The 13044-nt window shown below is 68.8% G+C and carries 16 protein-coding genes; 8 read left to right on the top strand and 8 right to left on the bottom strand.

Features of this window, described 5'->3' with window-relative positions; translation table 11 throughout:
- Positions 1 to 134: 134 nt before the first annotated feature.
- On the bottom strand, positions 135 to 455 hold the full coding sequence (locus ACZ5ZX_RS27545) for a hypothetical protein (protein WP_465504860.1): 321 nt from the start codon (positions 453 to 455) through the stop codon (positions 135 to 137).
- Positions 456 to 585: 130 nt separating this feature from the next.
- Here ACZ5ZX_RS27545 and ACZ5ZX_RS27540 point away from each other — a divergent pair, with 130 nt between their 5' ends.
- The 4 genes from ACZ5ZX_RS27540 (at position 586) to ACZ5ZX_RS27525 (ending at position 3299) form a co-directional block, all read left to right on the top strand.
- Entirely contained in the window at positions 586 to 1047 is a 462-nt protein-coding gene (locus ACZ5ZX_RS27540; protein WP_465504859.1) for a low molecular weight protein-tyrosine-phosphatase, read from the top strand.
- A 23-nt stretch (positions 1048 to 1070) separates the two neighbouring features.
- Positions 1071 to 1892: an SURF1 family cytochrome oxidase biogenesis protein gene (locus ACZ5ZX_RS27535; protein WP_465504858.1), complete on the top strand. Its 822-nt coding sequence runs from the start codon at positions 1071 to 1073 to the stop codon at positions 1890 to 1892.
- 54 nt (positions 1893 to 1946) lie between these two features.
- Positions 1947 to 2567 carry an FMN-binding negative transcriptional regulator gene (locus ACZ5ZX_RS27530; RefSeq protein WP_465504857.1) on the top strand — a complete coding sequence of 207 codons (621 nt, stop codon included), beginning with the start codon at positions 1947 to 1949 and terminating at the stop codon, positions 2565 to 2567.
- 135 nt (positions 2568 to 2702) lie between these two features.
- On the top strand, positions 2703 to 3299 hold the full coding sequence (locus ACZ5ZX_RS27525) for a TIGR03086 family metal-binding protein (RefSeq protein ID WP_465504856.1): 597 nt from the start codon (positions 2703 to 2705) through the stop codon (positions 3297 to 3299).
- Positions 3300 to 3313: 14 nt separating this feature from the next.
- Here ACZ5ZX_RS27525 and ACZ5ZX_RS27520 read toward each other — a convergent pair whose 3' ends face one another.
- From ACZ5ZX_RS27520 to ACZ5ZX_RS27510, 3 genes are all read right to left on the bottom strand, one after another.
- A complete protein-coding gene (locus tag ACZ5ZX_RS27520) occupies positions 3314 to 4132 on the bottom strand; it encodes a class I SAM-dependent methyltransferase (RefSeq protein ID WP_465504855.1) in 819 nt (272 codons plus the stop codon).
- An 84-nt stretch (positions 4133 to 4216) separates the two neighbouring features.
- Positions 4217 to 5158 (bottom strand): cobalamin biosynthesis protein CobD/CbiB, encoded by a 942-nt coding sequence (locus ACZ5ZX_RS27515; protein ID WP_465504854.1) that lies wholly within the window; start codon positions 5156 to 5158, stop codon positions 4217 to 4219.
- A gap of 52 nt (positions 5159 to 5210) precedes the next feature.
- Entirely contained in the window at positions 5211 to 5882 is a 672-nt protein-coding gene (locus tag ACZ5ZX_RS27510; RefSeq protein ID WP_465496199.1) for a FadR/GntR family transcriptional regulator, read from the bottom strand.
- Between the two features lie 127 nt (positions 5883 to 6009).
- On the opposite strand from ACZ5ZX_RS27510, the gene ACZ5ZX_RS27505 reads away from it, so the two are divergent.
- The 4 genes from ACZ5ZX_RS27505 to ACZ5ZX_RS27490 all read left to right on the top strand — a co-directional run bounded on the left by ACZ5ZX_RS27505 (position 6010) and on the right by ACZ5ZX_RS27490 (position 8820).
- A complete protein-coding gene (locus tag ACZ5ZX_RS27505; RefSeq protein WP_465504853.1) occupies positions 6010 to 6504 on the top strand; it encodes a gluconokinase in 495 nt (164 codons plus the stop codon).
- The gene (locus ACZ5ZX_RS27500; protein ID WP_465504852.1) at positions 6501 to 7868 is read left to right on the top strand and encodes a GntT/GntP/DsdX family permease; all 1368 of its coding nucleotides are present in this window, start codon (positions 6501 to 6503) and stop codon (positions 7866 to 7868) included. The genes ACZ5ZX_RS27505 and ACZ5ZX_RS27500 overlap by 4 nt, the downstream gene beginning before the upstream one ends.
- Positions 7869 to 7987: 119 nt before the next feature.
- Positions 7988 to 8314: an ArsR/SmtB family transcription factor gene (locus ACZ5ZX_RS27495; protein ID WP_465504851.1), complete on the top strand. Its 327-nt coding sequence runs from the start codon at positions 7988 to 7990 to the stop codon at positions 8312 to 8314.
- Positions 8311 to 8820, top strand: a complete 510-nt coding sequence (locus tag ACZ5ZX_RS27490) for an SRPBCC family protein (RefSeq protein ID WP_465504850.1) — start codon at positions 8311 to 8313, stop codon at positions 8818 to 8820. Before ACZ5ZX_RS27495 ends, ACZ5ZX_RS27490 begins: the two co-directional genes overlap by 4 nt.
- A 91-nt stretch (positions 8821 to 8911) precedes the next feature.
- On the opposite strand, the gene ACZ5ZX_RS27485 is transcribed toward ACZ5ZX_RS27490, so the two are convergent.
- From ACZ5ZX_RS27485 to ACZ5ZX_RS27470, 4 genes are read right to left on the bottom strand one after another with little or no spacing between them, the layout of a single operon-like run.
- Positions 8912 to 9916: an N-acetylglucosamine kinase gene (locus ACZ5ZX_RS27485; protein WP_465504849.1), complete on the bottom strand. Its 1005-nt coding sequence runs from the start codon at positions 9914 to 9916 to the stop codon at positions 8912 to 8914.
- Entirely contained in the window at positions 9901 to 11166 is a 1266-nt protein-coding gene (locus ACZ5ZX_RS27480; protein WP_465504848.1) for a 6-phospho-beta-glucosidase, read from the bottom strand. The genes ACZ5ZX_RS27485 and ACZ5ZX_RS27480 overlap by 16 nt, the downstream gene beginning before the upstream one ends.
- Positions 11163 to 12056, bottom strand: a complete 894-nt coding sequence (locus ACZ5ZX_RS27475; RefSeq protein ID WP_465504847.1) for a carbohydrate ABC transporter permease — start codon at positions 12054 to 12056, stop codon at positions 11163 to 11165. The genes ACZ5ZX_RS27480 and ACZ5ZX_RS27475 overlap by 4 nt, the downstream gene beginning before the upstream one ends.
- Complete coding sequence (locus ACZ5ZX_RS27470; protein WP_465504846.1) at positions 12053 to 13042, bottom strand: carbohydrate ABC transporter permease; 990 nt, start codon at positions 13040 to 13042, stop codon at positions 12053 to 12055. Before ACZ5ZX_RS27470 ends, ACZ5ZX_RS27475 begins: the two co-directional genes overlap by 4 nt.
- Positions 13043 to 13044: the final 2 nt, after the last annotated feature.

Here is a 13044-nt window from a genome sequence, read left to right as displayed (position 1 = left end):
GATGAAACAAAATCCACACAGTCACCCCCGAGACAGCCCGGCCGCCCCGCGCGAAGCGAGCAAGGGACCTTTGCTATCGCCTAAGCGCCTGACCTGCGGAAAGAGAGCAAGGGACCTTTGCTATCGCTCCCGGGTCAGTCCAGCGCCTTCGCGTCCTTGTTGACCGCCCAGCGGCCGGCCGCGCGCATTACGCGGCCCGTCCACAGCATCGCCCGGTACGCCTTCGTCGCGTGATCGGGGACGTCGGAGTGGTCGACCTGGTACGGCGCGACGGAAGCGCTCGTACGGAGGTGCAACGGCATCCTGGTCATCGCCTCTTTCGGCGATCTCGCCTGGACGAAGTGGTGCTCCGAGAGGATCCGCCCGACCTCGTAGGGGTGCGGATGCTTGACGGTGATGCGGTACCAGCGAAGCCCGGTTGCCGGGGATTCGACGGTGGGTGTGGGTGCGCTCATACGCGACCTTCCTGCGTGTTTCTCTTCAGGAGGTCTACTCCCGCTTCGCCCCGGCTTTCCAGCTTCGCGCGCCCGGTTGCCGTTCGGAGCCGGTGAGCGGTCGATCTCTCTCTGCGGTCACACTGATCGGGTGCTGCACATCGTCTTCGTCTGTTCCGGCAACATCTGCCGCTCACCGATGGCCGAGCTCGTCTTCCGCGCGAAGGCCGAGGAAGCCGGTCTCGACCACCTCGTCCAGGTGTCCAGCGCGGGCACCGGTGGCTGGCACGTCGGCGAAGCCGCCGACAAGCGGGCCCGAGCGAAGCTGGCGGAGCACGGGTACCCGACCGGTCATGTGGCGGCGGAGGTCGACCGCGGGCATCTCGCCGCCGACCTGCTGCTCGCCGCGGACGAGAGCCACCTGTCCTTCCTCCGGCGGAAGGTGTCGGACCGATCGAAGGTCCGCCTCCTGCGCGAATTCGATCCGTCGGCACCCGAAGGCGCCGAAGTCCCGGACCCGTACTACGGCGAGGACGACGGTTTCGAGGACGTCCTCGGCATGATCGAGCGGTCCGTTCCGGGCCTGCTGGACTGGGTGCGCGCACACGCCTGAGGCGGACCGCTTACCGTGGTGGGGTGCGGTTGAAGTTCCTGCTGAAGCCCGGCTGGCTGGCGTTGACGTTGGTGGTGTTCACCTTCGCCGTCTGCTGCTTCACCCTGCTGGCGCCGTGGCAGTTCTCCCGCAACGCGGAGCGCGAGCACCAGAACACCGCGCTGCGGGAGTCGTTCACCGGGCAACCGAAGTCGCTGGACGAGCTGCTCCCCGCGGGCGCCGCCCCTGATCAGCGCACCGAATGGCACCTGGTCGCGATGAAGGGCACGTACGTTCCCGAAGCCGAGGTCGTCGCCCGTCTGCGCTCCATCCAGGGCGAAGCGGCCTTCGAGGTACTGACGCCGTTCCGGACCGTCGAGGGCACCGTGGTGCTGGTGAACCGCGGGTACGTGCGGCTCGACGAGAAGTCACGCGCCCTGCCCATCGCCCCGCCGCCCACCGGGACCGTCGACATCGTCACACGGGCTCGTCAGGACGAGCGGGACGGGAAGAACCGCGACGCCTTCGCCGACGAGTCGACCGGCGGGAAACTGCAGAGTTACGTCGTCGATTCCCAGGTCGTCGCGCGGGCCGCGAAGCTGGACATCCGGCCGGGTTATTTCCAGCTCGACGTGGGCCAGCCCGGGGTGCTGGGCGCGCTGCCGCTGCCGCAGACCGACGCCGGGCCGTTCTTCTCCTACGCGCTCCAGTGGATCGCGTTCGGGGCGATGGCGCTGCTCGGCTGGCTGTACTTCACCGTCCGCGAGCTGAAACCGGGCGGCGCGTTGACCACGGAACGGCCGCAGCGCCGCAAGAGCGTCGCCGAGATGCTGGCCGAGGACGAACGGTCCGAAGTGGCCACTTGATATGACACGGAAATGGCCCTTTTATGAGGCCATTTCCCGTGTTCGTATTCGATCATGCTGATTCACCCGTGGGATGCCGCCCACGACGACGCCGAATGGCGGGCCTGGCTCTGCGGACACGACTTCGGCCAGCTCATCGCCGGCGGTTCCGGTCGTGACCTGCCGGTCGTCAATCCGGTGCACTTCACCTACGACGGCGACCGGACGGTCCTGTTGCATCTCGCGCGCCCCAACCCGGTCTGGCCGCTGCTGGAGGAGCACCCACGCGCGCTGCTCTCGGTGGCCGGCGACCACACCTACATCCGCTCCGACTGGAACACCCCGGCCGACCCGGCGCACGGCGTCCCGACGTCGTATTACGCGTCCGTCCAGCTCGAATGCGACGTCCGGCTGATCGACGATGCCGCGGAGAAGGCGGCGCTCCTGAACCGGCAGCTCGCGCACTTCGAGCCCTCCGGTGGCCGGGTCGCGGTGAGTTCCACCGAGGCACCGGACAAGCGGCTGCTGCCCGGCATCCGGGGCGTCGAGCTGACCGTGACCGGGGTGCGGGCGAAGTTCAAGTTCGGCGGGAACAAGCAGCCCGCCGACCGGTCGCGGATCGACGCGGAGCTGGAGCGGCGCGGCGATCCGCTGGACGGCCCGGCGCGGGCGCAGCTGGCGCGGCGGGAGCGATAGCAAAGGTCCCCTGCTCTCTTTCCGCAGGTCAGCGGCCTAGGCGAGAGCAAAGGTCCCTTGCTCCCCCTCCGGTGTCGAGTCGCGCCCTTCCCGTTCGTCCTCGGGGTGCACGACAGTCCGAGGAAGGGAACAGTGATGGAAACGATGGAGTCGTACCGGCACGCCCAGGACGGGTTCGACGCGGTCCTCGCGGCGGTCCGGCCGGATCAGTGGGACAAGCCGTCGATGTGCTCCGAGTGGTCGGTGCGCGACGTCGCCGGGCACGTGATCTGGGGCCAGCGCCAAATGCGTGCCTGGGCGACCGGCGAGGACTACCGGGAACCGGTGGGTGCGCCGGGCGCGCCGCATCCGGCGGTGCTGGCCGGAGACGATCCGCTGCGGACCTGGCGGGCGGCGCGGGAGGAGTCGGTCGCGGCGCTGACGCCGGACGCGCTCGCCAGGATCACCTCGATCACGGGGATCGGCGAAGTCCCGCTGGCCGCGATCGTCACCCTGCTGATCACCGATCACCTCGCCCACACCTGGGACATCGGATACGCCCTCGGGATGGACGTCCGGCCCGCTCGCCCGCTCGTCGACGTCGCCTTCGAATGGGCTCGCGCCCATGTCGTGCGCCGTCCCGGGTTCTTCGGACCGGAGCTCACCCCGCCCGCGGACGCCGACGAGCTGACCCGGTTGCTGGCGTTCCTCGGCCGGGCGGTGGACAGCCGGGGATCGAGTGGCTTGCGGTAACTCGACAGTCCCGTTCAGACCGACCAGCTGAGGGTGACCAGTTCGCGGCCCGAGGAGCCGAGATCCGGTGGTACCGCCGGGTCGACCCCGAGGTCCAAGAGGGCGGCCTCGACTTCGGACTCCGCCTCCCAAGGAAGACAAAGCCTCCTTCGGGTGACGTCGACCAGCTCCGCGAAGGTGGCGTACTCGGCTTCGGGCTCTCGACGCCATCGCTCGACCTTGGGTTCGACGCCCAGTTCGGCCAACGCGGCGACGCAGTCCTCCGCGGTCGGGCCCGCCGGGCGTTCGATGCCGTGGAAGCGCCGCCACAGCGGGTTCAGCTCGGTGAGCGGATGCGCGGCCGCGATCTCGGCGATCACCGTCCGGCGGGCGGCCGCGGTCAGCGCCCGGACGAACGGGCCCAGGTCGGCGACGTTGTAGAGGACGTTCCCGCAGACGACCACGTCGGCGGCACCCGCCGGCCCGGCCTGCTCGGGCCAGCGGCCTTCGACGACGCGGGCGGTCGTGCCGAGGGTGTGCGCACGGTCGGCGAAATGGGCGAGCAGTTCGGTGTCCGCGTCGACCGCGGTGAGCGCCCGGACCGGTGCCCGGCCGAGCAGCGGCAGACTCGTCGCCCCGGCGGCCGCGCCGACGTCGAGGACGGTGCCCGGGGTGGCCAGCGCCGCGACGGCCGCCGCGTGGGTCGCGCCCACCGGCCGGGCGATCCGGGCGTCCGCTCGACGGACGAACACCTGACGCGGGAGCACCCAGGGTGACTCGGGCGCGCCGCTGAGGATGTCGTCCGGAATCGCCCACGCGGCCAGTTGCTCCGCCCAGTGCCGGGTCGCGGTCATCGGCTCCTCCCACGGGAGTGACAGCAAAGGTCCCTTGCTCCCTTCGCGCAGGTCAGGAGCCTAGGTGAGAGCAAAGGTCCCTTGCTACCCGCGCCGCCGCCGCAGACCGACGAGGGCGGCCAGCACCACCGAGCTGATCGCGCCCAGCCACCCGACCACCCGCGAAAGCTCCACCGCCCGCGTCACGTGCCCGGCGTCCGGGTTGCGGCCGATACCGAGCACCGGCAGTTCCTCGACCCCGTGCGGGTACACCGTCCGCCCGCCGACCCGGATCTCCAGCGCGCCGGCGAACGCGGCCTCGACGCGGCCCGCGTTCGGGCTCGGGTGCGCGGTCGTGTCCCGTCGCCACGCCCGCCACGCGCCGCCCGCCGAGCCGCCGACGACCGGCGCCGCGAGCACGGTCAGCCCGGCCGCGATCCGGGTGGGCACGAGGTGGACGATTTCATCCAGCCGGGCGACGAACCAGCGGTACTTCTCTGGTCGGCCCCGGCCGAGGCCGCGCAGCAGGCTGATCGCGCGCGAGCCGAGCAGACCGGGCGCACCGGCCAGCGCTCCCCACACCAGCGGCGCGATGACGACGTTCGAGGTGTTTTCCGCGAGCATCTCCACCGAAGCGCGCGAAAGCCCGATGACGCCGAGGTCGTCGGCGACCCGGGGGTCCAGTGTGGACAGTGTGCCGCGCGCGGTCTCGAGTTCGCCTTCTTCGAGATCCCTGGCCAGCGACGTGCCGTGCGCGGCGAGCCCGGCGGCACCGAGTACGGCCCAGGTGGTCACCGCGGTCGTGGTCGCCTGCAGGACGGGGCTGCGCCGTCCGGCGCGTTCGGCGAGCACACCCGCCAGCACGGCGGAGCCCGCGAGACCTCCGGTCCACAGCAGTCCGGCCACCGGATGCTTCGACCGGACCTTCGCGTCCACCGCCGAGGCCGCCCTGGCGAACGCCGTCACCGGGCGCCGCGACCTGGGGTCCCCGATCGCCCCGTCGGCCGCCACCCCCAACACCAAACCGATCGCGCGTGCCGCGCTCACCGTCGCCCCCTGCATGCAGTTCCCTCGAAGACCTGCAGAGATTACTCGAAGATCATCCGTCCAGGAGGACGGCCATCTCGTCGCGCGCCTGGCTGACGATGTCCCGCATGGCGCGTTCGGCCCGGTCAGGGTCACCGGCGTCGACGGCGGCCGCGACCTCGACGTGCAGCGCGACGGCCTCGGGCTGTGGTTCCTCCGGCATCAGCCCGTGCCCGGTGCGCCCGGCGAGCACTTCGGCGACGACCGCGGAAAGCTGCGCGAACATCGGATTCCGCGACGAGGAGAGCAGCAGGTCATGGAAAGCGACGTCGTGGCCGAGGAAGGTCACCAGATCACGTTGGTGCGCCGTCTCCTCCAGCCGCTTGGCCAGCGCGCGCAGGCGGCCGCCCTCTTCCGGGGTCGCCCGCAGCGCGGCGAACCGGGCCGCGCTCGGTTCGACGGCGGAGCGCAGCTCGGTCAGCGTGCGCAGCGCGGTCTTCCGCTCGGTGCCGTCGAGCTGCCAGCGAATGAGCCGCGGGTCGTAGTGGTTCCACTCCCCCGGGTCGCGCACGATCACCCCGACCCGGCGTTTGCTGCTGGTCAGGCACATCGTCTCCAGTACGCGGACGACCTCGCGTGCCACGGTGCGCGACGCGCCGAAGCGCTCCTGCAGCTCCTCCGACCGCAGCACCGAACCCGGCGCGAACTCCCCGTTCGCGATCGCGGAGCCGAGCGCGTCGAGCATTTCGGCATGCCTGTCATTGCCCACCTGGTGACCCTAGCGTTCTGATTCGATTAAGTAGTACTTCATATTGCTTAAGTAGTACTTTTGAGCTGTACTCGTCCCGGCTACAACGACGTGGGAGGTACGGATGACCGTCATCGTGGTGATGGGCGTTTCCGGCTCGGGCAAGACGACCGTGGGCACGGCACTCGCCGAACGCCTCGGCGTCGACTACGCCGAAGCGGACACGTTCCATCCGAAGGCGAACATCGACAAGATGAGCTCCGGCCACCCGCTGAACGACGAAGACCGGCAACCCTGGCTCGAAGCCATCGCCGGCTGGATCCGCGACCACCAGGACTCGGGCGGCGTCGTCACGTCCTCCGCGCTCAAGTACCGCTACCGCGACGTCCTGCGCGGTGGCGGCGACGTCTGGTTCCTGCACCTGCACGGTGACCGCGCCCTGCTCGCCGACCGGATGAAGACCCGCTCCGGCCATTTCATGCCGGTGTCCCTTTTGGACAGTCAGCTGGCCGACCTCGAACAGTTGCGGCCGGACGAATCCGGCCTCGTCGCCGACATCGCGAACACGCCGGAAGAGATCATCACCTCCGCCCTCTCCGCTCTCGAGGACCGCAAATGACCACCACCCTCGCCGCCGCCTGGACCGGACACGACACGCGCCTCATCGGCGCGACGGTGCTCGCCATCGCCGTGATCGTCGTGCTCATCACCAAGGCGAAACTGCATCCGTTCCTGGCTCTGATCCTCGGCTCGGGCGTTCTCGGGCTCGTCGGCGGCATGCCGGTGGACAAGCTGATCAAGAGCTTCAGCTCCGGAGTCGGCTCCACCGTCGCCTCGGTCGGCGTGCTGATCGCGCTCGGCGCGATGCTCGGCAAACTGCTCGCCGACTCCGGCGGCGCGGACCAGATCGTCGACACCATCCTGCGCCGCGCGGGTGACCGCACCCTGCCGTGGGCGATGGCGCTGGTCGCCGCGCTGATCGGGTTGCCGATGTTCTTCGAGATCGGCCTGGTCATGCTGATCCCGGTGATCCTGCTGGTCGCCAAGCGCACCGGGAAACCGTTGCTGCTGCTGGGAATCCCGGCACTCGCCGGACTTTCGGTGCTGCACGGCCTCGTCCCGCCGCACCCCGGCCCGCTCGCCGCCGCCGGCGCGCTGAACGCGAACGTCGGTCTCACCCTGGCCTTCGGCCTGCTCGTCGCGATCCCGACGGTGATCATCGCCGGACCGCTGTTCGGCAGGCTGGCCGCGAAAATGGTGCCGGACGCCGTCGCGCCGGAACGGCTCGTCCCGGAATCGTCCTCTTCGGACGGACGACGTCCCGGCTTCCTCCCGACGCTGTCGACCGTGCTGCTGCCGGTCGTGCTGATGATGGGCAAGGCGCTCGCGGACATCCTGCTGGAGAAGGAGAACCACGTCCGCCGCGTGCTCGACTTCATCGGCGACCCGCTGGTGGCCCTGCTCGCCGCCGTCCTGCTCGGCATGGTCACCCTCGGCCGGGCCGCCGGCTTCACCCGCGGCAAGATGTCCTCCACCATCGGCGATTCGCTTCCGCCGATCGCGGGGATCCTGCTCATCGTCGGCGCGGGCGGCGGGTTCAAGCAGACCCTCGTCGACGCCGGGGTCGGCAACGTCATCACCGGCCTGGCGACCGGCGCGAACCTCTCGCCGCTGCTGCTCGGCTGGCTGGTCGCGGTCGCGATCCGGCTCGCCACCGGTTCCGCGACGGTCGCGACCGTATCCGCGGCGGGCATCGTGGCGCCGCTCGCGGCGACCATGGACCCGTCGCACAGCGCGCTGCTGGTGCTGGCGATCGGCGCCGGGTCGCTGTTCTTCTCGCATGTCAACGACGCCGGCTTCTGGCTGGTCAAGGAGTACTTCGGGCTTTCGGTCGGCCAGACACTGAAGAGCTGGTCGATCATGGAGACGGTCATCTCCGTGGTCGCGATCGCGCTGATCCTGCCGCTGGGCGCCCTCCTGTAACCGAAGCCCGATGCGCGTGAAGGCCCCCTTCCCTCGGCTGAGCCGAGGGAAGGGGGCCTTCACGCGCTTCCCGGAACGTTCTGTTGACATGTGACCTTTTGGTCACCTATTCTTTCGACGTGCCCGACGACGACCTGGTTTTCAAGGCCCTGGCGGATCCGACCCGCCGGTTCCTGCTCGACAGGCTGTTCGCGCGTGACGGTCGCACGCTGACCGAACTCGAGTCCGAAGTGGACATGAGCCGCTTCGGCGTGATGAAGCATTTGAAACTGCTGGAAGAAGCCGGACTTGTCGTCACGCGCAAGGAAGGCCGGGAGAAGAAGCATTTCCTCAACCCGGTTCCGATCCGGCAGATCCACGACAGGTGGATCGACAAGTTCACCGAGCGCAACGTGACCGCGTTGCTCGACCTCAAAGCCGAACTCGAGAACGAGGAGCCCTCATGACCGACACCCAGGTCTACCGCGTCTACATCAAGGCCACCCCGGAGAAGATCTGGGCCGCCATCACGAAGCCCGAGTGGTCGCAGAAGTACGGCTACACCGGCCTCGTCGACTACGACCTGCGGCCGGGCGGCAAGCACGCCACCCACCCGACACCGGAGTTCGTCCAAGCCGGTTTCACCGACGACCTCGTGGACGGTGAGGTTCTGGAAGTCGACCCGCCACGCAAACTGGTCATCACCTGGAAGCTGCGGATGGACCCCGCCTTCGATGATGAGCCCTACACCAAACTCACCTACGAGATCGAAGAGACGAAGACCGCGGGCACCCGGCTGACCGTCACCCACGATGTCACCGGCGCGCCGCTGATGGCCGCGCTGCTCAACGGTTCGCAGGAGGACATCGACGCCGGACCGGGCGAGAACGCCGGTGGCGGTTGGCCCTGGGTGCTGTCGGATCTCAAGTCGCTGCTGGAGACGGACTCCCCGCTCGTCCCCGCCGCTTCCTGAGCCGGGAGCTGAAGGGCCCTTTCCCCGCATAAGACGCGACGAAGGGGCCCTTCACCGCATCGCATGCGGTGAAGGGCCCCTTCAGCCCGCTCTAGACCCGTCTGGTGGCGGCCTTCAGCGCGACCTTCGCGGTGTCGGGGGCACCGATGGTGTCCAGGGCGAACAGCGCCGCGCCGACCACGGGGGCGACGTCGACGACGCGGATCGAAGCGCGCGGCGCCACCTTCAGGCACCGCCGCTCGATCTCCGCGATCACCTGCGCGCCGACCCCGGTCAGCACTCCCCCGCCGAGGACGACTTCCGGTGCCTCCTCGGTCAGTTCGAGCCGCCGCAGGATGACCGCGACCAGCACGGCCACCTCCTCGACGAACCGGTCGACCACGTCCTGCGCCACCTCGTCGCCGTCGGCCGCGACGGCGAACAGCAGCGGGCACAGACCGTGGATCGCATCGGTGTGCAGCTCCTCGAAATGCAGGCGCTGCACCACTTCCAGCACCGACGAGGCCTGGAAATGCGCGGCGACGGCGGTCCGCAGCGCGGTACCGGGCCCACGGCCGTCCTCGGCGCGGACGGCCCACCACAGCGCCTCCTCGCCCAGCCGGTAGCCGCCACCCCAGTCGCCGGAGATCTTGCCCAGCGCGGGAAACCGGTGCTCCCGGCCGTCTGCGCTGACCCCGGCGCCGTTGATTCCGGCGCCGCACACCACCGCCACCCCGGTGCCGTCGGAACTGCCCGCGCGCAGCAGCGCGAGCGTGTCGTTGCCGACGATCAGCGTGTCACTCCAGCCGCGCGCGGCCAGCGCCGCGTGCAGGATCGCCTCCTCCTGCGGGAAATCCAGTCCCGCGAGGTAGGCCGACGTATGCGTCGCGAACGGGCGCTCGTCGGGAAGCCCTGCCCCGCGAAGGGCCTCCAGCACCAGCTTTTCCAGCGCGCGGACACTGGCGTCGACCCCGATGTTCTGCGGGGACGCGCCCGGCCCTCGCGACTGCCCGAGCACCCGCCCGTCCCGGGAGACGATCAGGACGTCGGTCTTGCTGTTGCCACCGTCGATCGCGACGACGACATCCCGTGAGCCGGCCGTCATGCCCCCGCCCACGGCAGGAACTGGCGGTTGACCTGCACCAGCGTGTCCGCGAGCTGATCCGCCTTGGTGTACTGGCCGACCAGCGGATGCGCGAGCAGCGCGTCGGCCACCCGGTCCCGCCCGCCCTTGATCGCCGCTTCCAGCGCGAGCTGCTCGTACGCGGTCACCCCGGCGATGAGCCCGGCGAACCGCTGCTCCACCGGCGGTTGCGGGATCGGCCTCGGCCCCTTGCCGTCCACAAGGGACGGGACCTCGATGACGGCGTCGTCCGGCAGGAAGTCGAAAGTCCCTTCGTTGCGGACGTTGACGACGTGCTCCTCCGCGGGCCCGCCCGAGGTGAGCGCGTGCACCAGCTGCACCGCGGCCTCGGAATAGTAGGCACCGCCCCGCTTTTCCAGCTGCTCCGGTTTGGTCACCACCTCCGGGTCGAGGTACACCTTGAGCAGTTCCTCTTCGACGTCGCTGACGACGTCCGCGCGCGGCCGCTCGGTGCGCTGCTTCATGACCTGCTCGTCGTGCCCGTAGTAGTACTTCAGGTAGTACGACGGCACGACGTTCATCCGCCGCATCCATTCCACCGGCGCGGTAACGTGCTCACCGAGGAATTCCGCGTGCTCCGCGAGCAACTCCGGCAGCCTGTCCTCGCCGTTGACGAGAACCTGGCGTTCCCAGCTCAGGTGGTTGAGCCCGGTGTGCACGAGTTTGACGTCGTCGACCCCGGCACCGAGCAGATGCGCGAACGTCCGCTGGAGGTGGATCGCGACGTTGCACAGCCCTACGGCGCGGTGCCCCTCGTTCAGCAGCGCGCGCGTGACGATGCCGACCGGGTTCGTGAAGTTCACGATCCAGGTGTCGTCACCGGCGATTTTCCTTACCCTGTCGGCGATGTCGAGCACCACCGGCACGGTGCGCAACGCCTTCGCGAGGCCGCCCGCTCCCGTGGTCTCCTGTCCGACGCAGCCGCAGACGTGCGGGAAGGTCTCGTCCCCGCGCCGTGCGCGCTGCCCGCCGACCCGCAACTGGATCAGCACCGCCGACGCACCCTCGACGCCCTCTTCGAGGTTGGCGGTGGTCCGGACCCGCGCCGGATGCCCGGCGTGGCTCAGCAACCGGTTGCTGAAGTCACCGACCGCCTCCACCCGATAGGCGTCCGGATCGATCAGCACGATCTCGTCGACGTCCAAAGTGGACCGTCGTCCGGCGATCCCGTCGATCAGCTCGGGTGTGTAGGTGGACCCGCCACCGACGACTGCCAGTTTCATCCCTTGACCCCTGTGAATGTGATGCCCTTGACGAAGGACTTCTGCGCGAACACGAACAGCACGATCACCGGCAGCATGATCAGCGCGGTGGCCGCCATGGTGAGGTTCCATTCCACGTGGTGCATCCCGCGGAACGACGCGATCGCCAGCGAAAGCGGCCAGCTGTCCCGGGTCTCACCGGTGTAGAGCAACGGACCGAAGTAGTCGTTCCAGGTGAACAGGAAGCAGAACATCGCCGTCGCCGCGATACCCGGCTTCGCCATCGGGATCAGCACCTTGACCATCGCCTGGAACTCGTTGCAGCCGTCGATCTTCGCCGCTTCCAGATAGTCCTTCGGAATGGTGAGGAAGAATTGCCGCAGCAGGAAGATCGAGAACGCGTCGAAGAAGAAGTACGGCACGATCAGCGGAACGAGCGTCCCGGTGAACCCGAGCCGCACCCACAGGTCGTAGAGCGGCACGACGGTGACCTGCGGCGGCAGCATCATCGCGGCCACGGTGAGCATGAAGAACAGGTTCTGCCCGCGGAACTTCAGTTTCGAAAGCGCGTACGCCGCCGGGATCGCCGAGATGAGCGCACCGGCGGTCGCCAGCGTCGAATAGAGCATGCTGTTGCCGAAGTACTGCAGCAGCGGCGCCTTTTCGAACACCTCGATGAAGTTCTCGAAGTGCCATTCCTTCGGCCAGAAATTCGACGAAAGCGCCTGATCGCTGGACATCACCGCGGTGAGGAACACGAACAGGATGGGCAGCATGAAGATCACGCCCATCGCGATGCCGAGGCTGTGCGTCGCGATCCAGTACAGCTTCTTGTCCCATTGGCGCCGCACCCGCACCTTCGGCGGTTCGGACGCCGGGGCGGTGTGCCGGGGCTCGGCCAGGGTGGTCATCCGCCCTCCTCCTGGTGCTGGGACTTACGGAGCTGCCGCACGAGAATCCAGGTGAACCCGGCCGAGACGATGAACAGCAGTACCGCCATCGCCGCCGCGTAGCCCATGTTGAAGTACCGGAAACCCTGGACGTACAGCCAGACCGGATAGGTCAGCGTCGAGTTCTGTGGCGCGCCGATGAATCTCGTGTTGCCCGCGACGTCGGCCGCGCCCGCGGCCGCCGAACCCGCGACGATCGCCTGCGTGAAGAACTGCAGCGCGAAGATCATCGAGTTGACGACACCGAACAGCAGCACCGGCGAGATCGACGGGAGCGTGACGTGCCAGAACCGGCGGACCGGCCCGGCGCCGTCGAGCTGAGCGGCCTCGTACTGTTCCTGCGGCACGTCGAGCAGCGCCGCCAGGATGATGATCATCAGCTCGCCCGAACCCCACATCACCAGCAGGGTCAGCGCGGGCTTCGACATCGCCGGGTCGTTGAACCACAGCCCGCCGTCGATGCCGACCGTCCGCAGGAACGCGTTGACCGGGCCGTATTCCGGGTTGAACAGGAACACGAACGCCAGGGTCGCCGCGGCGGGCGGGGCCAGCGACGGCAGATAGCAGAGCGTCCGTACCAGGCCGACGCCCGACTTCAGCCGGGAGATGATCGACGCCACGCCGAGGGAGAACACCACCCGGCAGAACGTCAGGACGATCACCAGCCACAGCGTGTTGTAGGCGGCGGTGCCGACCAGCTGTTCGCTGGTGAACATCCGGATGTAGTTGTCGAAGCCGACGAATTCCGGCGCGTTGATCAGGTCGTAACGAGTGAAGGAGTAGTACACCGTGGCGATCAGCGGGTACCCGAAGAAGATCAGGAACCCGAGCATCGCCGGGGCGATGAAGTAGAAGACCGTACGACGGCGGCGCGCCGCGTTCCCCTTCCGCGTCCGGGTGGACGCGGAAGGGGAGGCGACCGCCCTGGGATCCAGGGTCGATGTCATGC

It is taken from the genome of Amycolatopsis sp. NPDC033938 (assembly GCF_055575975.1).
This window is presented reverse-complemented; position numbering and strand designations above follow the sequence as displayed.